Below are 21713 nucleotides of genomic sequence, written 5' to 3'. Positions count from 1 at the left end.
TGCTTACAAGTGTTACAGTCATTTTTCAAACATCAAAATGACCATTAGAAGTAAAACGATGCCAGATACTCAAAAAACCAAACTTGATTCGAAGCTAAAACAGAAGATTATTCAAATTTGTGAAGATAAAATCAGACAGAAAGGTGACAATGTCGGCTTATCGTTTTATGCTTTCTTTGCCAATAAAAATGATGATCCTGAAACCTTGATGCAAGTGGCTACATGGTGGATTCAAACGCATCAATTGGATCATTTTGAGAAAGCGACCAAAATTAAACAGCTCATAGTGCAAGATGAAAACTAAAGTATGAACAATTATCTTGGTATATAGTGAGCTATATTTTTGATTAAGGACATTTAAAATATGAGCCAAAGCGAGTTATCTGACGCAACATTATGGTGGGGAATCAATATAAGAACAGGTGTTGTGACTTTTGATAATCTTTCTTGGTTGAATAATGATTACAGGCTAAATAAAAATTCTTTCTTAGATTTTTCTGAAGATTTATTACAAATAAAATTTTTAGAGAAAAACATAGTACTGGATGTAGGTTGGTATAAATATAATGGTAAAGGCAATGGATATTTTAAGGTTTGCTTAATCAAAGATCAAAATTGGGAAAAAGCACTAAAGTACTATCATTGTAGAAAGGCTTGTACTTTAAAGAAAAAGATAATAAATCTTATAAATTATGTTGATTTATATTGAATTAAAAAAATATAGCTATAAAGAAGGCAAATGTCTATTCACCTCCTTTTATAATATTATTTCTTCACTGTACTCATAAAGCTAATCGCTGCAAATAACCAAATAAACAAGATAAAACTGCGCTCTTGATTAAAGTTGGCAACATCAGTTCCGTGTAACATGTTATGTCGTGTCATGGTGACCGTTGAACTACTGTCCATTTTATACGGTGCAAGTTCTGCAAAGTATCGATTCAGCTCGGTTGCAATTTTTGCTTTGTGCCAAAGGCTTTTAATCTCATGTCCTTTTAGACCAGGCACAATTTTATAAACGTCAACAAACTTCGTTTGGCTCTGTTTGAGATAGCCTTGTGCAATCAGCACATCTGTCAGTAAACCTTCCAACTGCGCATAAATCACAGGGATACATCCTGCATAACATTCAAGTTGATAGAGCTTGAACGCTTCTTGCAAAATTTCACGGCGCTGTGCTTTTAGATCACCAATTTCTAATTCATCAAAGGCTTGTAAAAGCTCGTTTTGAAAATATTCTGTCTTGATTAAATCCAGTAAATTGAACTGTTCGGGATTTGCTTCATTCTTTTGAATAAGTGTCCAAAAGTGCATCAAGTTCAAGGCATCATTAGCAATCTTAGCCTCAATAGGTTGATCTAACTCATCTGCAAGCACATCAAAATAAGATTCTTTGGTGGCTAATGTTCTTAAACTTTGGATCAGTAAAGTATGTTCAGCTTCACCAATCTCCTGCCAGTATTGATTGGCTTGCTCTAAAATGCTTTTGCCAAGCACTTTATTGGGTGTACGCTGAGGAATGCGTGTAATCTCACGATCAAACTGATCATCTTCATAGTCGTCATATTCAATCACGGAAGCTTTACTCTTTTCAATCAATGCAAATACAGTATTATCCATGATTATTCAAAAACAGATAGAGTGATTTGTTCCCTAGACTCTATTTGTATTTAAAACCTAAAAATGACAAAACCAGAAAAGCCATTAAAGCAACCATTGCCAACAACAGCAATATCCCTTGAATCAAATGTAGATAAGGACCCGTATAAAGAAACCACACCAAAAGAACTGATCCACTCATTGAAAAGTGAGTCATTAAAGCTCTAGATGCCCAATTTAAATACACATCAGATTTTGATTGCATCTTATTCTTCTTTGCTCAATATTTTTTGATCTCATCTTTAAAGTCATTTTACTGAATCAACCCGACAAATTCCATTAAAGCATCGCTTTGTATTCCTACACGCATCAGGTAAAATCATCCACCTTGCATACACGACGAATGAGAGAGTTATATCCGTGCGTAATATCTTAGTCACTAACGCCCTTCCATACGCCAATGGTCCAATCCATATGGGACACTTACTTGGTTATATCCAAGCAGATATTTGGGTTCGTGCCATGCGTGCGATGGGTCATGATGTGACTTATGTATGTGCGGATGATGCGCATGGTACAGCAATTATGCTTCGTGCCGAAGCCAATGGTATTACTCCAGAAGAACAAATTGCCAATGTTCAAAAAGAACATATGCGTGATTTTGATGGTTTTGGTGTGCACTTTGATCATTACGACTCAACCAATAGCGATACCAATAAAGCACGCTCTCAAGAAATCTATATTAAAAACCGTGAAGCAGGCAATATTGCAGTTCGCCCAGTGACACAGCTATTTGACCCTGAAAAAAGCATGTTCTTGTCGGATCGTTTTATTAAAGGCACCTGCCCGAAATGTAAAGCGGAAGATCAATACGGCGACTCATGTGAAGTCTGTGGTGCAACCTACAATGCAACTGAATTGTTGAATCCTAAATCGACTTTAAGCGGTGCTGCACCTGTTGAAAAATCTTCAGATCACTACTTCTTTAAATTACCAAACTTTGGTGAATACTTACAAAAATGGACACGTGATGAAGGGCGTCTGCCTGTGTCGATTGCCAACAAACTCGATGAATGGTTTGAAGCGGGTTTAAATGACTGGGATATCTCTCGTGATGCGCCTTATTTCGGTTTTGAAATTCCAGATGCGCCAAACAAATACTTCTATGTTTGGGTGGATGCGCCAATCGGCTATATGTCGAGTTTTGAAAACTACATCAAAACCAAACGTCCTGAATTGAACTTTGATGATTACTGGAAAAAGGATTCTAAAAATGAAGTGTATCACTTCATTGGTAAAGACATCGTGTATTTCCATGCATTGTTCTGGCCTGCAATGCTTGAAGGTGCAAATTACCGTACCCCAACTGGCTTATTCGTGAACGGCTTCTTGACTGTAAATGGTCAAAAAATGTCGAAATCTCGTGGTACGTTTATTAAAGCGGAAACCTATTTACAGCATTTAAACCCTGAATATCTACGTTATTACTTTGCATCTAAACTGTCTGATAAAGTTGAAGATTCTGACTTAAATCTTGATGATTTTGTTCAAAAAGTTAACTCAGACCTTGTGGGTAAAGTGGTCAACATCGCAAGTCGTTGTGCGAAGTTTATTAATACTAAATTTGACAATAAATTATCTGCAACATGTGCAGAGCCTGAGTTGGTTCAAAGCTTTGTTGATGCAGGTGCGTCTATCGCTGCTCAATACGAAGCACGTGAGTTCTCGGCTGCAATCCGTGAAATCATGGCGCTTGCTGATAAAGCCAACCAATACATTGATGAGAAAAAACCTTGGGCGCTTGCAAAAATTGAAGGTGAAGATCAACAAGTCCATGACGTGTGTTCTGTGGGTATTAACTTGTTCCGTCAATTGGCAGTTTACCTTGCACCTGTATTGCCAACTTTGGCAAAACAAGTTCAAGACTTCTTGCAGTTAGCATCTTTCGACTTTGCTTCTCGTGAAATGATTCTTATCGGTCATGAAATTGCGTTGTTCCAACCACTGATGCAACGTGTTGATCCGAAAGCGGTTGCTGCGATGGTGGATGCATCTAAAGATTCTTTGGCTGCCCCTGCTGAAGCACCTAAAGCTGAGAAGAAAAAAGAGAAGAAGATCGAAAAGAAAGCTGAACCTAAAGTTGGCGAAGCTGCTCTTAACACAAGCACCATTGGCATTGAAGACTTTATGAAAGTTGACCTGCGTGTAGCTGAAGTTTTAGAGGCTGCTACGGTTGAAGGTTCTGATAAACTTTTACAACTCACTTTAAATGTCGGTGAAGCTGAGCCACGTAACGTGTTTAGCGGTATTCGTGAGTTCTATGCGCCGGAAGACTTAAAAGGCAAATTGGTCGTGATGGTAGCAAACCTTGCACCACGTAAGATGCGTTTTGGGATCTCAAACGGTATGGTACTCGCTGCGGGTAATGGCGACGGTGTTTGGGTGATTTCACCTGAAACGGGTGCTAAACCGGGTGATAAAGTGTCTTAATTGATATTTTTAAAATAAGGCTTCTTCGGAAGCCTTTTTCATATAAAAGGGATAACCATGTTAAGAAAAATAATCATATTGCTTTTTAGTTTGTTCATCTCACTGATGGTACATTCAGCTGAAAATGAAATAACCTATAAATTTAGTCCATCTGTTCAAGTGCTTAAGAACAACTATCAAAAACTTTTAAATATTTTAATGTCTGAGCATTCAACTGCTCATAGCATTTCTTACTCGTCTGAATTAGATCTGCTAGTAAAAGAAGGTAATGAAAATAAAATTGCTCAGTATGCTGAACAAGAAAAGTTAAAATATTTTGATATGTTAAATCAATTAATTTCTCAAGGTGACTCATCTGCATCAATGGCTCTCCTAGAGTTCGCCCTATTCTTCAAGGAACGTGAGCTAAGATCTGAAATTAATATCACTCCTATTGAAAAACTCTCAGATCAGAATAATGCTTATGCCTCGTATCTACTGGCTCAACACTTTAAATACGATCCCAACAAATATATAAAATTCTTAGAAAAAGCAGGTGAACAAGGTTCACCTATCGCACAAAGAAGACTTGTCGATGAGTATAATTTCCGACTACCTGAAGAGTTACAAAGTACAAAAAAAGCGGAGTATTGGAAGCAAAAAGCGATAGCTTCAATGGGTTCTGATGAATATCAAAAGGAAGTCTGTAAGTTAGCAAATTGCGACACGAGAGAGTTCAAGCTGGTTGATTTCTCTAAAGATATTGAGAAGATCTTAAATCAAGGGAAATAATAGTCTTTCTTATACCCCACTCTATAGATAGCGATTACTCTCTTTGATTCCAAACCTTGCACCACGTAAGATGCGTTTTGGGATCTCAAACGGTATGGTACTCGCTGCGGGTAATAGCGACGGTGTTTGGGTGATTTCACCTGAAACGGGTGCTAAACCGGGTGATAAAGTGTCTTAAGATTTAAATCTTAGATAGGAAAAGCCTCTACATTGTAGGGGCTTTTTTATGCTATAACACTTAAAAATTCAATCAATAAAAACTATATGAAGCTTTTTAAAAATTTCATCTATGAAAATTCTGCATTCATCGCAATTGGTTCGCTCCTTGGAACTTTACTTTTTACACTCTCATTTCATTCACTAATGTTTTTTGATGATCCAATTCGTTTTTTACATGGATTAATCACTCCACATATTATTTTTCCAATGCTTTTAGCATTCGTATTTATCTTACCATTTGGATATTTAATAGGATTGCTTCCTGCTCTTATTAGCAAGGGACTTTTTGAGCATTTTTATGCAGCTAAAATTGGCTCAGTTAGTTTTAGTCGTGCAACTTTGTACGGCTTAACTATAGGCTTGATATGGTCACCATTAATTTTTGTAATAGATTTAGCAACAGGTTTCGAGTTTAAATTATTTCTATATATTGAATTTGTACTTATCCTTCCTGTTTGTGTGATTTGTACATGGATAGAATGGAAAAAGCAACGAAGCCAATATAAAATTCATTGAAATAATGATAGGCGAATTTTTTGTGATTTCACCTGAAACTGGTGCTAAACCAGGTGATAAAGTGTCTTAATTTTCAAATTATTGAGATGAGAAAAAAGCCTTACATTGCAAGGGCTTTTAAAATTATTTAACAAGTTTGCCAGAGTGTTTAAGTAATAATCCTAACATTGGTATTAGCGGAAAAAAAATTGTCACGATATTCCATACAGTGACTCTTCTTGATAAAGAAATTTCACTATAAAACCATTTCCACCAAATGAATTGAAAAAATAAAATTGAAATTACTGATAATAGAAAATATATCTTATAAAATCTTATGCTACTAAATTTAATTATCAAACGATACAACAGTATATGAAAAATTAAATTATATAATAAAATTAATACAATACAAAAAAAAGGAGCTAAAAATAAGATAAGAGGTAATAGAAAAAAACCGAAACCTACGTCTCCTTGTACATTACCAACATCAAAAATAAAAATCGAAATTACAATAAAGGAAAGGACATTTCGCATCATTAGTGAAGCTTTTAAATTGATCTGATGTTCATTGATAAGAATTTTTAGATGATAGATAACGTGGCGATATGCTTTAAAAATAAGTTTATAAAAAAGAAAACAAACGACAAGATAAATAATAATACAGAAAGTAATTAGAATTAAAACTCCCATTTTGATAATTCCCCCATAAATTATTATGATTATTTTTCATATACAAAAGATTAAAATTGATCATAAATTCTATGCGTAAAAAAGACCATTCGGCTCAAATGAGGAGAATGCCAGTTTGAGTGAAAAACACCATATTTTTGTATTTTAAACTGCTATTTATCGTAAAGTAATTTGATAACTTATACCTGCCTTAAGTGAAATCTTAGAACGCTCAATAATTGATTGGAAACTCAACTCTCAATTTATTCTTGACCAATTCGCAGAAACCAATAATTTGATTTCACTATCATTCATAATCAATTTTAAGAATCATATCAATTATTAGAAAAAATCCGTTATTTTTGTATATTAAGTAAGGTTATATTTTACCTCCGATCAATAAACTCTAAATACCCTCTCCCCTCAGCCTTTTGCTCCTTAACCACACCTGTCCATTGATAAGAACTGACATAACCCGCTGCCAAACCATAACAATATGGAGTATCCACCACAGCAACAATCTCCAACACTTTCTCACCCTGATGATGCGCCACCCAACGAAAAGACTGAGGAACTTCCATGGCATGACCATCAGGCGTCATCAATGACTCTGTTTTCAATGCCACCACTTCGAAAAAAGCATCATCATACTGAATCGATGTGCCATTCACATGACGGTATGACACCGCCGTATACGCAGGCTCACCCGCAAAACCCACAAATGCCAAAACCAACTGCTCTTCTGCGTTTAGGTTAATCACCTGATAAGTAAATGACGATAAGGGTAAAGTCAAATTATGCATTAAAAGCTGTTTAGGCAACATCGACACTGAAATCGACTTCCAATGTTCCAATGTACATAAGCCTGAGAATTTGATGATTTCACCTTTTTGCGTCAATGAACCTCTATACTTCATCAAGACACTAAAATGTTGATACAACGAACTATGCGAAAACCACGTCAAAGCATCCGTTGGCGTTAAAGTGAGATCCACTTTTAAGTCATCTGAATTAGATACAAGGCGATACTTGCCATCTTCCTCATAGAGCGATGAATCTTCAGCAAAATCGATCCGAAATGGTGACTGTTGGAACTTTAATTGATGCTCAATATTATAAATTTTATAGGCATCTTTTGTTTCCGACAGCGCTGTGCCATGTACTAAAGTTGCGCTATTTTCAGGCGCTAAATTCGTCAGTTTAGGCGACACTTTAGTGATCTTCGCCCCTACATCACCAATTACAGCAGCATAAGACAAATAACGATACGGTTCAGGCAAATCAGGAATCATGATACCGTAATGTGTACTCGCAAATTGTGAATGAAATACATGCGCATCAAAATTATAATCACGTGGAAGTTCAGCTTGCGCATCGGGTGAAACCGCACCAAGGAGCTTGGTACCCACTTGACCAAGACGATATTTTACTTTCTGTTGTACGGTATAATTTCGCGGCTTACTGCTTAAAAGTGAATGCATGTATTGCTCAGGGAGAATGAGATCATTACAGACTACTTAGATATAGATGTGAAGTTTATGGCTGATTAGGACTCGAGAATGTGATTAAGGGTCATATCCAAGTTTTTGTAGGACAATTTCATTCGAGATCAGACGTTCAGATCAGCAGAGACTGTATCAAATGGAAGCAATTTTTCTAATATAAACCCAGTATCAATAATTTGAAACCAGCTTGTTTTATTTCATTTTATTCAAATTCCAAGAATGGATATTTCATATCACTGATTTCATATCACTGACTTCATATCACTTATTTCATTCCAAAGATCAGCTTTAAGCCAAGTACAGTCATGACTACACCCGCAGCACGATCAAACACCGCTTTAAATTTTAGATAAACACGACGTGGTTTTTCCGCAGACAAAGCTACAGCAACCAAGGAACACCAGCCTGCATCAATAAAAAAACACAGCAACGGTAATACAAAGTAATAATAGGTCGGGATTTCTTTGGGTAACAATGCGGTAAAAATACTGGCCAAGACAATCGCAATTTTAGGATTGGCCAATTGCGTAATTAAACCTGTGGTAAAGGCACGACGAAAAGACATTTGTGTTGAAACAGATTGATCCGCTTCAATCGGTTCTTTGGCATGCTTAATAATTTTATAGGCAAGCCACAATAAATATAAACCACCGCAGATTTTTAAAGCGAAGTATGCTGAAGGCACAGCGAGCAATAAAGCTTGTAAGCCCAATACAGCAAGCAAGCCAAATATCGCAGCACCAGTTCCTGTACCGAATGCTGTATATAAACCATGCTTACGCGAAATCGCAATTGAATTTTTAGCCACATAAATAGAGGTCGGCCCAGGACTCATCGCACCCAACATCAGTGCAAATGCTATCGATCCTAAAATCCAAAATGATTCCACCGCGACACCCTAACCCAATTTGATTCTGGTAATTCTACCGATTTAAAAATTGAATATCTTGCTATATTTCAATTCATTTTTACAATTTCACCGAATAATTCACTGCAAATTCATTGAATCACCTTCGAATTCAATGCATGATCCATGAATGACATGATTTTTAGATTAGAACCTTTTAGATTAGAACTTTTAAATTAGAACTTTGAGATTAGAACAAAGATGAAATTAGCCGAAGCTTTACTGCTCCGTAGTGACCTTCAAACCAAACTGGCTTCTCTACAGCAACGTATTAATAACAATGTGTTAATTCAAGAAGGTGATCAAGCCAGTGAAGATGCCAATGCATTAATTCAAGAAGCATTCGCAGTCAATCAAGAACTACATCAACTGATTCAGCGTATCCACTTGACCAATGCACAAGCACAGTCCATTGAAGGAAATCCGCTATTGGCTGTTCTCAATCAACGAGATTTATTGACGCAGCAGCATCGCGTATTGCAACAGGCGATTGATAGCTCTCGTCGTGAAAATGGTCGTTATAGTTCAAGCGAAATTCGTTGGATCAAGACCATTTCCGTTGCGGATTTACAAAAACAGGCCGATGCGATTAGTCAGCAACTGCGAAAAAACAATTTGGAAATTCAGGCATCCAATTGGCAAGTTGAATTAATATAGATCACTCAAATTCAGGAAGTTTATCTTTCTCACCCGTTCGGGCATATTGGGCGAGTACACAGCCTTTTATTCGTTTGTAAGGCTTTAATTCAACAAACGATTGCAGAAGTAAAACGTCTACTTCAAAAGCTTACAATGCTGACGTCGCACCCTGCATCTGTTATCTTTTACAAGGTACTTTTCACGACCACGTACTGACACTATGCCCACCCTATTCTTTTTTCAGTTCCTCTATGGATGAAAATTAAAATTGAGCTCTCTACATATTCAGGGTGCTGATTTGACCTGACTCTCGTTCAGCGATTGATTGTTCAGTGGTAGATGGTTATCTGCTAATTTATAATCTTTATCATGTACAGGAACGCCACCAATAATCATCGTGCGCGCTTCAATGTTACGATCATCCGCTTGTTGCATGGAGTCACATCCGAATAAAAATAAACTCAGCATGAAGAATAGGATTTTATTGTTATTGATCATGGCACGCTCCTGATGTGCTTGCTGTGTTTAGATTAACATGACCGTATAAAAAATAAACTTTTATTCCGCCTGAGATTTTCCATTCATACTACTTCAGTATTTATTTTAAGATTTCAGATTTTAGAGTTTAAGCACGGTGAAGACACTGACCTGAAACCAATCCCCCAAGTTCGATAGCCTTGCGTATCAATATGGAAGCGTTGTTTGCTATATAAGCCTAAACCGAGGCGATGTTTTTTGCCTTGCTGATGCCAAAACTGACACAGTTTTTGATCGATTTCATCATGATTGACATAAGGCTTTCGATGCTCATCCAAGGTTTGAAAGTCGACTGCAAAATTACTTAAATGCTTACTGGCTTTCGCGCCATGAACACAGGTATTGGCTTCTCGACTTCGATATACCGACACGATTTTATAATGGGCAAAATAACCTTCTTGTTGCAACTGTTCAATCAACTGTAGTGGCGCAACCAAATTCGACCATAACTTTTTAGGTGGCAAACTAAATCGATGTTGCTGACATTCAGCGCTCAAAGGGTGAGAATTCAGGGTCAACTCATATAAAGTCGGCACTTGTTTTACTTTAGATTGAAAGAACCTTTCGTATTCTTCGATTAATTGCGGGTCTTGAGTGAGTTTCCATTGTTCAAACTGTTGCTGATACTGTGCTTGTTGTCGTTTATCTTTGACTTGTTTTAACTCCTCAGCAGACTGAGTTTTATTTTGAGAATTCTGTTCAGAGCAACCAGAACTAAGTAAAAAGCAGAAAAAAGCACTCGAAAAAAGTGTAAAGGAACGCGAAAGCATATTATTTTTGGATCAGTTATTTTGCGTCATACTAACAAATTTGAAGCGCCAACACAGTTTTTATAGCGCTTTAAAGAAAAACCATATTGATTTTTAAGCTCATATAATTCGAAGAGATTCCACGTTAAAATGGAAATGACCAATCTAGTACGCTTCCTGATCAAATTTTGTTTAATCTTATCTTCCACGCTTTAGAGAATAAAATGTTTGATGACATCGCCCAAACGGTAAATGAGCAACAGATTGAATATTTAGGTGTGCCACTCACTATCAAACGTCTAGATCAGATTCATCCGCAGATTTCAGGGAATAAGTTTTTTAAGCTCAAATATAATTTTCAAGAAGCTCAACAACAAGGCTTTAAAAGTGTGCTGACCTTTGGTGGTGCATACTCCAATCATATTGCTGCAACGGCTTTTGCAGCACATCAGTTTGGTTTTAACAGTGTTGGCATCATTCGTGGTGAAGAACTGAAAGATCGCCCTTTAAACCCAACTTTAGCAACAGTACAAGCACTAGGCATGCAACTACACTTTATCAGCCGCACCGCCTATCGTGATAAAGATCAACCTAAATTCCTCAGCAAGCTCGCTCAACAATTTCCATCGCATTACATCATTCCCGAAGGCGGAACAAACCAACTGGCGATTCAAGGGTGTAAAGAGATTTTAAGCTTACAAGATCAGCAAAATTTTGATGTGATTTGTTGCGCTGTAGGCACAGGTGGAACCATTACAGGTTTGATTGAAGCCAGTTACCCCCATCAAATGGTAATTGGTTTTTCTGCTTTGAAAGGTGATTTTTTGACAGAAGACGTCCGCCAAAAAACGCAGAAGTCCAATTGGTATATGACCGATGAGTTTTGTTGTGGCGGTTATGCAAAAACCACACCTGAATTACTTGAATTTATGACATGGTTTGAACAGAAGTATCATATTCCACTTGAGCAAGTGTATACCGCTAAGATGTTTTACGGCGTATTCCAATGGATTGAGCAAGCAAAGTTTAGAGCGAATCAACGCATTTTGTTAATTCATACTGGAGGCTTACAAGGCAAAATGGTTGATTAAATATCCAATTAAAATGCACAACATCTGCCCTTATATACAGCTTTAAATGCTCTGATGAAATAACAGAATCAATGCTTGAACAAATGATCAAAGAGCCGATTGATAATTATCCCACAGGACGGTTTTCAGTCAGTGCGATTAAACCCACAATCAAACGATACATATTCCAAATGAACGTGATCAAAAGAATGACAAAGCCGATTAAAATAAAAGTAGTAATGAAACCGACCACATAACCGGCCAAACTCAACCAAAAGGTTTTAATCTGCCATTCAACATGACTCTCTAACCATGTCCCTCGAACTTCATTACGTTTCACATAGTTCATGATGATCGCTGCTAGCCAAGTGATCCCCACCACATAACTCGCAAAATATAGACCATAAGTAATCAGATTGAACTGTTTCAAATTTTGTTGTTGATCGGGTTGATTGAGACTTTGCATTATTATTCGAACTTATTCATTGTTGATTATAAGCAAAGTATAAAACAAGCAGTAGAAAAAGAGTATAATCCTGCGTCCTTATTTCCCACGGCGAGTCAGCTATGTCTTTCAATCAATATGATGTCATTGTCATTGGTGCAGGTGCATCAGGTTTAATGACGGCATATATGGCAGCGCAACGTGGTCGTAAAGTGTTGGTCATGGAAAAAGCCAACAAAGTTGGTAAAAAGATTCTGATGTCTGGCGGTGGTAAATGTAATTTTACCAATCTATACGTCGAGCCTGAAAACTATGTTACCCATAATCCTCATTTTGTCATTTCGGCACTGAGCCGTTATACCAATTGGGATTTCATTGGTATGGTCTGTGAATACGGCATCGAATACGAAGAACGCAAACATGGTCAGTTGTTTACTGTAAATGGTGCAAAAGAAATTTTAGCCATGCTTTTAACAGAGTGTGATAAAGCAAAATTCGTTGATATTAAAACCAGTTGTGAAGTAAAAGCGGTCACTGCGCTTGACCCTCAAGGTTTTCAAGTTTCAACCAATGTGGGGCATTTTCAAGCAGAATCAGTGGTGATTGCCTCTGGTGGCTTGTCGATTCCAACGTTGGGCGGTTCAGCGATCGGCTATGAGATCGCAAAACAATATGGCCATCATATTTTCCCTACTCGCGCAGGTCTAGTTCCCTTTACTTTCTCTGATGGTTTCAAAGAAGTAACCACGCGATTGAGTGGTAACGCCGTTGAAGCCACACTGTCCAATGAACTGAATAGCTTCACCGAAGCGTTATTATTTACACACCGTGGTTTGAGTGGACCTAGCTCATTACAGCTGTCTAACTATTGGGATGTGGGTCAAAGTTTCAAAATTGATTTTTTACCAAGCGTCGATTTGAAAGATTTCTTGATCCATAAAAAGAAAAGCCAACCCAAAGTGTTATTACGTACCTTGTTGACTGAGCTTTTACCTAAAAGTGTAGTGCTTGAATTACAAAACTTAATTTGGCTCGATCAAGCAGATACTTCCATTGGTAATATCAGTGATGAAAAATTAGAATTCATCGCATCGCGTTTAAATGGTTTTGATGTCAAACCCTCTGGTACAGAAGGCTACCGTACAGCTGAAGTAACTTTGGGTGGTGTGGATACTACAGAAGTTTCATCTAAAACGATGGAAAGTAAAAAGCAAAAAGGCTTGTTTTTTGTTGGTGAAATCTTAGATGTCTCAGGGCATTTGGGTGGCTATAATTTCCAATGGGCATGGGCGTCTGCACATGCCGCATCGCAGTTTGTCTAATCTTGCTTATACAATCATTGCTTGTCTAATCATTTTACTGTTTAAAATGACTGATTAAAATTTGCTTGAGTAGACATGAATACAGCATCATTCCAAATAATCAGTGCGTAATAGGTGAACATTTTTCGCACTGTTTAAACGTTCAACTGTACGTTCAAGTTTAACCAGCTCTTCTGAAATCTCATTTGAGCTTTGGATACCAGATAGTCTTTTAAAATTTTCAATTAATTTCAACACGAATAATTTCTCCATTTATGATCTTCCTGATCTATACAATATTATTGAATAAATATGACAACAATATAAATAAGTATCTATATTTTAAGAAATTTATTTAATATTAATAAAGCATAAAATATACCAATTTGAAATTTATTTTCTAACTGGTTCTTCAACCTGATCGTTCAGTTGATCCGGCTGCACATCAGTCTTTTGATTATTTACAGGCTGATGTTTAGCAAAAACGAATTTGTAAGCACTGGCTAAAAATCCAATCGTTACCCCTGCAATCACAACTGGGGCAAGAAATTTATTTGGTTGCTTCTTCATTATTTTTCTCTCTGATATAAACTTATCATTTATTTAAACCCTATCAATATATGAGTGAATCTTGTTCAATATCAACTTTTATCTTTAGTCACTTAACTTTGAGTCCTTTTCAAATCCCTTTTGAACCCTTTTTAAATCCCAAATTTTGAATAACAATATGGTCAAGATTAAGTCCAGCCACAACTTATTGTGGCTGAACCTATGGTGATCTTACAGTTTATTTCGGGTCATCTTTAGGTTGAGTATCAACATCAGCTTCTGGCTCACCTGTAGATCCAAAAGGATTATTTAAAGGCTTATTTGTAGGATCAACATCCAGTTGCGTCGGTGGAATATCCGCCTTTTTATATTCTTCAGAAACGGTTGTAGCATCCATTTGTTCTTCTAATGGTGCAACAGGTACTTGAGGACTAGTCGAAGATGAATGAGAAGATGAACCTGAATCCCAGTCTGCTTTCGATGCTGTTTTAGTACCACTTTGAGATGTATGTAAAGGATTTGGTTTATCTGCATCATTTTTTGCTTTGTCGATTAAATCACTCAGTAAGCGCTCTGCAGGCTGACGACCGCCTAAACCAAATGCAAGTGCAAATGCAACCGCGACAGCTCCGAGTGTTAAACCAAATGCCAAATTCACAATTGAATCTGCTATGCCCATGGCACGTAAGCCCATGGCAACTACTAAGCCCATAATCAATACACGAACCAAATTACCTAACCATCGTGCACTATTATTTTCACCACGTTGCACCACATTGGCAACAATATTGGCCAACCAAAATCCGATTACAAGGATTACAGCACCCAGTAGAATATTGGCACCAAAGTAAATAAACATGGCGATTAAATTACTGACTTGTTCAAAGCCCAAGCGATTCGCAGCTTCTGATACTGCAAATAACATGGTGAAGAACACGATCAGATAACCAACAATACAAGACACTTTCGTTGTGCCAAGGAATCGCTGTATATCTAATTTGGCTGGAATCTCATCCACTCCAGTTCCAGAAACCACTTCTACCACCAAATTAGCAACAAATCGTGCCACTACATAAGATAGGATTAAAATTAAACCTGCTGCAATGATATGCGGAATCGCATTCATAATCTCATACAGCATCGCTGTCGCAGGTTGAGAAATCGCTTCTACGCCTAATGCTTCAAAGGCGATGATCAATGAAGTAATGACAATGATCGCAAAGACAAATGAGCCGAGTACTTTAGGAAGATTTGAATTCTTAAATAGTCCGATTTTTTCAGCCTGTTGTTGCACATTCAGACTGCCTAATAGCCCTTCTGTAATACCACGAACAATTTTTGCCAAAATGTAGCCCACAAAAATGATAATACCCGCCATAAAGATATTAGGCAGAAATACTATTGCTTCGTTGACCATGTTTTGAATTGGATACAACAAACCATTCAAACCTAAAATCGATAAGACGATTGGTAAAAACAGCAACAAGATGAGCCAATAAATAATTTCACTGATGTTTTGGCTAAAAGAGTTTACCCCAACATCTTGACTAAGTTTTTCATCTAACTGGGTTTTATTCAGCAACTTGGTTAAACCGACTCTCACCAAATTCGCCACAATCCAGCCAATAAAGCCTACCGCAAGGGCAGCCAATAACTGGGGTATAAACAGTAGGAATTGTTGAACCATATTACTAAATGGACCACTAACACTATTGAGATTGAGCACATTCAATGCCCCAATCACAGCGATAATCATCACCACCCAAAACACAACTCTCGATAAAATATTTTCAATATTTGAGCGATGTCCTGTGGCAGTAGATAGTTTTTGATTGGTATTTAATTTTGATAATACCTTCTTGATCCCCCCTGCAATAATAAGGGCAATAATCCACCCGACAATTAGGATCGCAACTGCAGCTAGAATAGGATGGAATTGTTCCCAATAGTACATGCCATTGAATCCACCTTTCGATGAACCATTTATAAAATCATTCATATCTTCAATCCTCTTCTGTTTGTTCTAGGCATTCCTAGTTTTTGGAAAGTTCTGGTTGTTGAAGCCTTGAGTTAATGTTCAGTTTCTTGTGGTATATGCATTTGCATTATTTCTAATCGTTTTATTTCAATTGTATTTCGCACATCCATGCAATCTTCACCATACATAATTGTCTACTTTTTAAACAATATAGAACTGCAAAATAGCTACAATTCGATACACATCGCTCTAAATCATTTCAGGATATTTCGTTTCACCAACTTCATAAAAAAAGCCCCAGAAGATCTCTGAGGCTTTCAAGGATAATTAAAATATCATCCTATTGATCAGTTGCTGTGGCTGTTGCAGTATCTTCAGCAACAGCATTGGTCGTATTCACAACTGAAGAATCTGTGGCAGTTGCAGTCGTATCTTGATTTTGTTGTACAGCAGGGACACTTGTATCCGCTGGGACTTGACCAGGCTTTGGTTCTCGATCAGCAAGCATATAGAAAATAAGGGCTGCCAAGAAAATCCCAATAATGATTAAGATAAATATCGGAATTCTTTTCTTTTCAGCTTTTTCAAGTTCATTCGTTTTATGCGGTTCTTTATTAAAATCATGTGGCATATTGATTCCCCTTTAAAACGATATTATTTGATGTTTTTTTATACTATCAAGTATTTGTGTTGCATTGTGTGAGTAAAGCGTAGGAATTGGTACAGACAGAATAGTCCTGAGATAAAAAGAAAAATGGGCTATAATATGCTCCCTTACTTTTCGCTGTTGTTAATATATGACCTATCGCAGGCAAAGTGTCTCTTTAGACTTAGACACAGATGTCACTCATCAATGTTATTTACATAAGACGCGTGATGAGCATTTGATTGGAATTATTGAATTCAATAAGCCAAGCTACATTTTGAAATGGGGTGACCTCGAATATTTCCGTCGCAAAACTGAAGAGTTTTCTGTGATGCCATTTCCTGAATGCGTCAATGCGATGATTATTGATATTCGTAATATTATTGCATTTTTAGACAATGAAGTTCCTATTATCCCATGGCGTTTATTGGAAGAAGATTGCCCAATCCGATTAGTTGTACCACATGATCGTTTGGAGCATTATGCTGGATTATTTGAACCGACTTGGCTCACCAGTGATGTAGAAACAGCAATCCAAGAAATTCGTCAATTTATGGATATGTTCGTTCATTGAGATTTGCATTGATTAAATGCACATTGATTAAATGCACATAAAAAACCTCCTTGAAAGGAGGTTTTTAATTATTTATAGATCGAATGATTTACTCATGTATGGGGTCTAAAAAACCTTAATCCTAGAAGATCAGTATTCAAACATGGCCGTCTGTCTATAACAGTATCTAGCTGAAAATTATCTACCTGCAATTACCAATAATTTTCTACGGCAATATTTCCTTCACCACGACGATTCATGATCAAACCACGTGCTTTCAAAGCTTCTTTGGTGTCTTCAACCATTTCAGGGTTTCCGCAAAGCATAATATGAGATGTTTCCACATTAAAGTTTATACCTGCATATTTTTCTAGTTCACCATTTTCAATCAATACTGGCAATCGATCATGCAAGGTTGCATGTGGATCTCGAGTAATAATTGGGATGAACTTAAATCCTGTGTGCCCTTCACCAAAGGTCACAGCAATCTCTTGAATACGTTCTACATAAGCCAACTCAGATGCTGTACGCACACTATAGACCAAATGTATATTTTGATATTTGGCCCATGTATCAAAATCTTGCAACATCGAAATAAAGGGAGCTAAACCCGTCCCTGTGGCAAGTAACCATAGGTCTTGAGGCAAAGGCAGTTGATAACGTGTGAGTGTCAAAAAACCATAGGGAATTTTTTCTAAATAAAGTTCATCACCCACTTGGAGATGTTGCAAATTTGAAGTAAAAGCACCATCTGGCACAACGATCGAAAAAAATTCTAGCGTTTCATCGAAAGGCGAAGACACGACGGAATATGCACGAACAACTAAATCATCACCGACTTTTAAACCAATTCGAGCGAACTGCCCTGCCGTGAATTTAAAATGTGATGGTCGTGTCATGGTAAAACTAAACAATGTATCGGTCCAACGGTGAACAGATAAAACTTTTTCTAGAGTAAATTTTTCAATTGACATAATTTCAACGTGGCACGACAGACTGTGCTCATGTTAGCATGACACTAGCGGTGATTGAAATTTCATATCGCCATACTATACAAGCCCAATAAAATGTTGATCAAAGTTTTAGATATTGAGTTGTGGATGCTTCGAATTTAAGCTCAACTTTAAACGATCAAATGTCTTATACTAGCAATGTTCTATCACCATCATTGTGAACTCGCGATTTTGGTGTATATCCATGGTCTATACCTATTGAGTAAGTCCATGAATGTGCCAATGATCTCATTTCAAATAATTGGTCATGACTCAGCCATTCACAATGTTCTCGATATGAAATATTTTCATCACCAACTCTTATTTATATATTCACATTAAGGCTTCACCCATGCGCATGACATTACGCCAACTGGCTGTTTTTGTAGCCGTTGCTCAAGAAGGTACCGTGACCAAAGCAAGTGATGCAGTTCGACTAACTCAAAGTGCTGCAAGTATGGCTTTGGCTGATCTTGAAGATGGTTTAGGTGCTCCGCTGTTTGATCGTTTGGGAAAACGTTTACAATTGAATGATCTAGGTCGTTTCTTACTTCCACAAGCACTTGAAATTTTAGGTCGTTGTGAAGCCTTTGAACAAGCAGCAAAAGGTGAACTACAAAGCATTGATTTGCGTATTGGTGCAACACTGACGATTAGTGACTACCTCATGCCTGATTTGATGGCCAATTTTCTTCAAGAGCAACCTCAAGCTCATTTGCAGTTACAGGTCGGTAATACTCGTCAAATGATTGAAGCCGTTAATCAATTCCAACTGGATTTAGCCCTGATTGAAGGTTCATGTCATTTGCCACAACTACAGTCTATTCACTGGCGTGATGATGAGTTAGCCGTATGTTGTTCTCCAAACCATCCTTTGGCTCAGCTTGACCATCCAATTACCCTGAAAGATTTTGTTGATGCGGAATGGATCCTTCGTGAGGAAGGTTCTGGTACACGTGAAGTGTTTGATAATGCAATTTTAAAAGATCTACCCAATGCCAATATCCGTTTAACACTTGGGCACAATGAAGCAATTTTAAAAATTGTCGCGGGTGGTTTAGGTGTGTCGTGTATCTCTAAACTTGCGATCCAACCCTTGATTGAAAAACGACAATTGGTGATTTTAGATACACCATTCTGGCAATTAACACGCCCATTATTTATGCTCGTTCATCGTCAAAAGTATCAAGGCCCGGGATTAAAATCCTTTATGAAATTCTGCGATGAATAACAAGCATTTTCTCAAAAAATAGACGTTTAAAATGATAAAGGCCCCAATGATGGGGCTTTTTTCATGATGCAAATTTGCTATCAAGCGGCAAAATTATTGAGCATTTTCACCAAGTAACTCTTTGCGACGATGCTCTGGAATAATCGGCTTATCAGAAAGTTTCGCCATTTTCTTACGTTGATCTTCAATTGCCTTTTGCTGTTCCAGTAAATAATAACGAGCTTTGGCTTCTTGCTCTTGCTTATGTAGTTGATACTTTTCAAAACCTAGATAACCGAATCCAGCCAATAAAATTAAGGAAATTAGCCCGAGTAAAATCCATGGATTAAAATTGAGTTCCATTTTCCTATTGGGTTTGATTTTATGCGTGTTATAGGAAAGCTGAGTCTTGACCTTTTGTAATTTATTCTCATCCTGTTGTTGAGTAAGATCCTTAGAATTTGACTCAACTGAATGGCTGGCTGTACTTTGCTGACGATCAGCCCCCATACTCCGGTTATATTCAGGAATTGATGTCGTATGTCTTGATCCTAGTTCTTGTTGAAGCTGCTCAAAAGGGTCGCTCGACAATGGAACAATCGTCTTGGCATGGCTTAAATGAGCCGAGTCATTTGATGGTGTAATTAATGACGCTGTTGGCTTTTCATGGAAGATCGGTTTTATTTCAGTTGGATGTGATAAATCTAAGGTTCCTTTAATATCTACATCTACAGGCTCGGTCAATGTAGACAACTTTGCTGTTTGAGGTATTTTAATTTCATCTTCAGATTTCAGAAGCAAAACAGGCGTGTTTACCACCTTTTGAGTTTGATCGGCACTTATATCAAAATGATCTAGAGAATCTTGTTGTACTGAATTAGAATCTTCTATGAATTCCGGTAAATCTGAATTTTCATTCGAAACAAATGTACTACTATTTATCTGAACAATTGAATCACTTGGAATATATGGTTTAGCTTGTTCATTATTTTCAGATTTTTCCATCAAATCAGATAGATTTTCGGACGCAAACTCAGGATGAACATCCCTTGTAACTTGAGTATTTTGCTCCCGAATGCTTTCTTTATGATTTAAAAGAGTATTCGAACTAGTTAAATTGTTTGATTGAATTTGTTGTTTGTGAGGTTGATAAGACTGCTCCTCTGTACCCTCTTTATTTACAGCGTTTAGAGTATTCACCATATTTAAAGGCTTTTGATCAACATCATCCTTTTTGATATTCAGTTTTATACCGTTTTTAAGTTTCTGATTGTTTTCTAAAAGTGCTAGCGTAGTAGGATGTTTTTTTTCATCTGCATCATTTTCGTTTAAAGTAGCTTCTTTTTCTTGCTGTTCTTTTTTTAATACCTCTAAATCTTCCTCTTCACTATAAAAAATGTTATTTCGAGGTTTTTCAGTTCTGGCGTTTTTGTAATCTAAACGGACAATAAATTTGGCAATATTTTGAGCATCTTTCTCTTCAACCAAGCATTTTACACGCTCACCAATTTGTGGTTCTAAAGTTGAATTTGGAAAATCTTTCACTGAAAAATGAACGTCTATATCTTTATCTGATAAATGAATGATTCCCACCTGCTCGGTAGCATCATAAGATTTAAGTGTTCCCTTATAAAACATAGACTGTCCCCAAAGCCTTAACAATCAAAAAATTTGTTATGTTCTTTTAACATTATTTGTATGAAAATTAACAAAAATGAGACATGCAGCCTCTTTGCTATATTACTCAATTTTTAGCCTTTATGTATATAGGTAAGTGATTTAGGTTTAAAAATTTGATCTATTTAATATAAATATTAGGTATTAGGGTATATATGATTTTTGTTCATCATGTTTCCCTAAAAGTGATCCAAAAACCCTACAAAACATTGTTTTATCATGATTAAATTTATAAAATCGATTGATTCTCCTGAAAATGGATTCAAAAAAGGGGGAATCCCCCCTTCACATATAACTTCAACATTTAACGAATTGAACATTAACATTCAAAATTTGGTCAAAAGACAAGCTATTATTTTCTAAAACTCGACAATAAACTGGTCGCAATCGACTCATTATGCGCCAAAATCTTTTTCTGCTTGGTCTTAGCAGGATTCGGGTCTACACGCTCAATACGTGCTGCCTTTAATTTGTCACCATTTTCTTCAAGGACAAATTTCACTTTTTCATTTTTTTTCGGTTCAGTTTCAAGTGCATCTGGAAAGTCTGAAATATGGAAAAATATATCTTCACCCGCCATCGAAATAAATCCAAACCCTTTCTCTGGATTGAATTTAATCACTTTCCCAAATTTAAATTCTAATTTCATGAACTTAACCCTACTCTATAAACACATTGATCTTAGTATATAAAAAAGAGGCACCAAGCC

Annotated in this window: 24 protein-coding genes and 1 pseudogene; 11 read left to right on the top strand and 14 right to left on the bottom strand. The window is 36.8% G+C overall.

Annotated features, from left to right (window positions below):
* The first annotated feature begins 58 nt into the window (after positions 1 to 58).
* Together AC5YCE_RS05945 and AC5YCE_RS05940 are read left to right on the top strand one after the other, a co-directional pair.
* A complete protein-coding gene (locus tag AC5YCE_RS05945) occupies positions 59 to 304 on the top strand; it encodes a DUF6500 family protein (protein WP_496171395.1) in 246 nt (81 codons plus the stop codon).
* Between the two features lie 60 nt (positions 305 to 364).
* Positions 365 to 709 carry a hypothetical protein gene (locus AC5YCE_RS05940; protein WP_496171394.1) on the top strand — a complete coding sequence of 115 codons (345 nt, stop codon included), beginning with the start codon at positions 365 to 367 and terminating at the stop codon, positions 707 to 709.
* A gap of 56 nt (positions 710 to 765) precedes the next feature.
* Here AC5YCE_RS05940 and AC5YCE_RS05935 read toward each other — a convergent pair whose 3' ends face one another.
* Both AC5YCE_RS05935 and AC5YCE_RS05930 read right to left on the bottom strand, forming a co-directional pair.
* Positions 766 to 1620 (bottom strand): hypothetical protein, encoded by an 855-nt coding sequence (locus AC5YCE_RS05935; protein ID WP_496171393.1) that lies wholly within the window; start codon positions 1618 to 1620, stop codon positions 766 to 768.
* Positions 1621 to 1660: 40 nt separating this feature from the next.
* Entirely contained in the window at positions 1661 to 1864 is a 204-nt protein-coding gene (locus tag AC5YCE_RS05930) for a hypothetical protein (protein WP_496171392.1), read from the bottom strand.
* A 155-nt stretch (positions 1865 to 2019) separates the two neighbouring features.
* Here AC5YCE_RS05930 and metG point away from each other — a divergent pair, with 155 nt between their 5' ends.
* From metG to AC5YCE_RS05910, 4 genes and pseudogenes are all read left to right on the top strand, one after another.
* Positions 2020 to 4089 (top strand): methionine--tRNA ligase, encoded by a 2070-nt coding sequence (gene metG, locus AC5YCE_RS05925; RefSeq protein ID WP_496171391.1) that lies wholly within the window; start codon positions 2020 to 2022, stop codon positions 4087 to 4089.
* Between the two features lie 57 nt (positions 4090 to 4146).
* A complete protein-coding gene (locus AC5YCE_RS05920; protein WP_496171390.1) occupies positions 4147 to 4860 on the top strand; it encodes a sel1 repeat family protein in 714 nt (237 codons plus the stop codon).
* 49 nt (positions 4861 to 4909) lie between these two features.
* Positions 4910 to 5038 (top strand): annotated as a pseudogene (locus tag AC5YCE_RS05915) (hypothetical protein); the annotation flags it as partial.
* An 86-nt stretch (positions 5039 to 5124) separates the two neighbouring features.
* On the top strand, positions 5125 to 5595 hold the full coding sequence (locus AC5YCE_RS05910) for a hypothetical protein (RefSeq protein WP_496171389.1): 471 nt from the start codon (positions 5125 to 5127) through the stop codon (positions 5593 to 5595).
* A 1037-nt stretch (positions 5596 to 6632) separates the two neighbouring features.
* Here the strand turns inward: AC5YCE_RS05910 and AC5YCE_RS05905 are convergent.
* Both AC5YCE_RS05905 and AC5YCE_RS05900 read right to left on the bottom strand, forming a co-directional pair.
* Positions 6633 to 7727 carry a DUF6670 family protein gene (locus AC5YCE_RS05905; RefSeq protein WP_496171388.1) on the bottom strand — a complete coding sequence of 365 codons (1095 nt, stop codon included), beginning with the start codon at positions 7725 to 7727 and terminating at the stop codon, positions 6633 to 6635.
* 289 nt (positions 7728 to 8016) lie between these two features.
* Positions 8017 to 8640, bottom strand: coding sequence for a LysE family translocator (locus AC5YCE_RS05900; RefSeq protein WP_496124493.1), 624 nt, complete (start codon positions 8638 to 8640; stop codon positions 8017 to 8019).
* A gap of 219 nt (positions 8641 to 8859) precedes the next feature.
* On the opposite strand from AC5YCE_RS05900, the gene AC5YCE_RS05895 reads away from it, so the two are divergent.
* On the top strand, positions 8860 to 9315 hold the full coding sequence (locus AC5YCE_RS05895; RefSeq protein ID WP_496124492.1) for a DIP1984 family protein: 456 nt from the start codon (positions 8860 to 8862) through the stop codon (positions 9313 to 9315).
* A gap of 267 nt (positions 9316 to 9582) precedes the next feature.
* On the opposite strand, the gene AC5YCE_RS05890 is transcribed toward AC5YCE_RS05895, so the two are convergent.
* Positions 9583 to 9795 carry an NF038215 family lipoprotein gene (locus AC5YCE_RS05890; protein ID WP_496124491.1) on the bottom strand — a complete coding sequence of 71 codons (213 nt, stop codon included), beginning with the start codon at positions 9793 to 9795 and terminating at the stop codon, positions 9583 to 9585.
* Positions 9796 to 9908: 113 nt separating this feature from the next.
* Positions 9909 to 10604 carry a D-Ala-D-Ala carboxypeptidase family metallohydrolase gene (locus tag AC5YCE_RS05885; RefSeq protein ID WP_496171387.1) on the bottom strand — a complete coding sequence of 232 codons (696 nt, stop codon included), beginning with the start codon at positions 10602 to 10604 and terminating at the stop codon, positions 9909 to 9911.
* Between the two features lie 203 nt (positions 10605 to 10807).
* On the opposite strand from AC5YCE_RS05885, the gene AC5YCE_RS05880 reads away from it, so the two are divergent.
* A complete protein-coding gene (locus tag AC5YCE_RS05880; RefSeq protein WP_496171386.1) occupies positions 10808 to 11674 on the top strand; it encodes a 1-aminocyclopropane-1-carboxylate deaminase/D-cysteine desulfhydrase in 867 nt (288 codons plus the stop codon).
* Between the two features lie 106 nt (positions 11675 to 11780).
* Here AC5YCE_RS05880 and AC5YCE_RS05875 read toward each other — a convergent pair whose 3' ends face one another.
* A complete protein-coding gene (locus tag AC5YCE_RS05875; protein WP_496171385.1) occupies positions 11781 to 12119 on the bottom strand; it encodes a DUF4870 family protein in 339 nt (112 codons plus the stop codon).
* Positions 12120 to 12220: 101 nt separating this feature from the next.
* Here AC5YCE_RS05875 and AC5YCE_RS05870 point away from each other — a divergent pair, with 101 nt between their 5' ends.
* Positions 12221 to 13420: a BaiN/RdsA family NAD(P)/FAD-dependent oxidoreductase gene (locus AC5YCE_RS05870; protein WP_496124487.1), complete on the top strand. Its 1200-nt coding sequence runs from the start codon at positions 12221 to 12223 to the stop codon at positions 13418 to 13420.
* 87 nt (positions 13421 to 13507) lie between these two features.
* Here the strand turns inward: AC5YCE_RS05870 and AC5YCE_RS05865 are convergent, their stop codons facing one another.
* The 4 genes from AC5YCE_RS05865 to AC5YCE_RS05850 form a co-directional block, all read right to left on the bottom strand.
* Positions 13508 to 13672 carry a hypothetical protein gene (locus tag AC5YCE_RS05865; RefSeq protein ID WP_496171384.1) on the bottom strand — a complete coding sequence of 55 codons (165 nt, stop codon included), beginning with the start codon at positions 13670 to 13672 and terminating at the stop codon, positions 13508 to 13510.
* A 120-nt stretch (positions 13673 to 13792) separates the two neighbouring features.
* On the bottom strand, positions 13793 to 13969 hold the full coding sequence (locus AC5YCE_RS05860; RefSeq protein WP_496171383.1) for a hypothetical protein: 177 nt from the start codon (positions 13967 to 13969) through the stop codon (positions 13793 to 13795).
* Between the two features lie 217 nt (positions 13970 to 14186).
* Positions 14187 to 15947: a mechanosensitive ion channel gene (locus AC5YCE_RS05855; protein ID WP_496171382.1), complete on the bottom strand. Its 1761-nt coding sequence runs from the start codon at positions 15945 to 15947 to the stop codon at positions 14187 to 14189.
* 319 nt (positions 15948 to 16266) lie between these two features.
* Positions 16267 to 16557 (bottom strand): hypothetical protein, encoded by a 291-nt coding sequence (locus tag AC5YCE_RS05850; protein WP_496124483.1) that lies wholly within the window; start codon positions 16555 to 16557, stop codon positions 16267 to 16269.
* Positions 16558 to 16723: 166 nt separating this feature from the next.
* Here AC5YCE_RS05850 and AC5YCE_RS05845 point away from each other — a divergent pair, with 166 nt between their 5' ends.
* Positions 16724 to 17146, top strand: coding sequence for a hypothetical protein (locus tag AC5YCE_RS05845; protein WP_496124482.1), 423 nt, complete (start codon positions 16724 to 16726; stop codon positions 17144 to 17146).
* Between the two features lie 191 nt (positions 17147 to 17337).
* Here AC5YCE_RS05845 and AC5YCE_RS05840 read toward each other — a convergent pair whose 3' ends face one another.
* Entirely contained in the window at positions 17338 to 18099 is a 762-nt protein-coding gene (locus tag AC5YCE_RS05840; RefSeq protein WP_496171381.1) for a ferredoxin--NADP reductase, read from the bottom strand.
* Positions 18100 to 18469: 370 nt separating this feature from the next.
* On the opposite strand from AC5YCE_RS05840, the gene gigC reads away from it, so the two are divergent.
* Positions 18470 to 19348 (top strand): LysR family transcriptional regulator GigC, encoded by an 879-nt coding sequence (gigC, locus tag AC5YCE_RS05835; protein ID WP_496124480.1) that lies wholly within the window; start codon positions 18470 to 18472, stop codon positions 19346 to 19348.
* A gap of 93 nt (positions 19349 to 19441) precedes the next feature.
* Here gigC and AC5YCE_RS05830 read toward each other — a convergent pair whose 3' ends face one another.
* Positions 19442 to 20965 (bottom strand): hypothetical protein, encoded by a 1524-nt coding sequence (locus AC5YCE_RS05830; RefSeq protein ID WP_496171380.1) that lies wholly within the window; start codon positions 20963 to 20965, stop codon positions 19442 to 19444.
* 391 nt (positions 20966 to 21356) lie between these two features.
* Positions 21357 to 21653: a cold shock domain-containing protein gene (locus AC5YCE_RS05825; protein WP_496124478.1), complete on the bottom strand. Its 297-nt coding sequence runs from the start codon at positions 21651 to 21653 to the stop codon at positions 21357 to 21359.
* Positions 21654 to 21713 lie beyond the last annotated feature (60 nt).

The sequence above is a fragment of the Acinetobacter sp. CY79 genome (assembly GCF_059515845.1).
The sequence above is the reverse complement of the archived record's forward strand: the minus strand, read 5'-3'. Positions and strand labels throughout refer to the sequence as shown.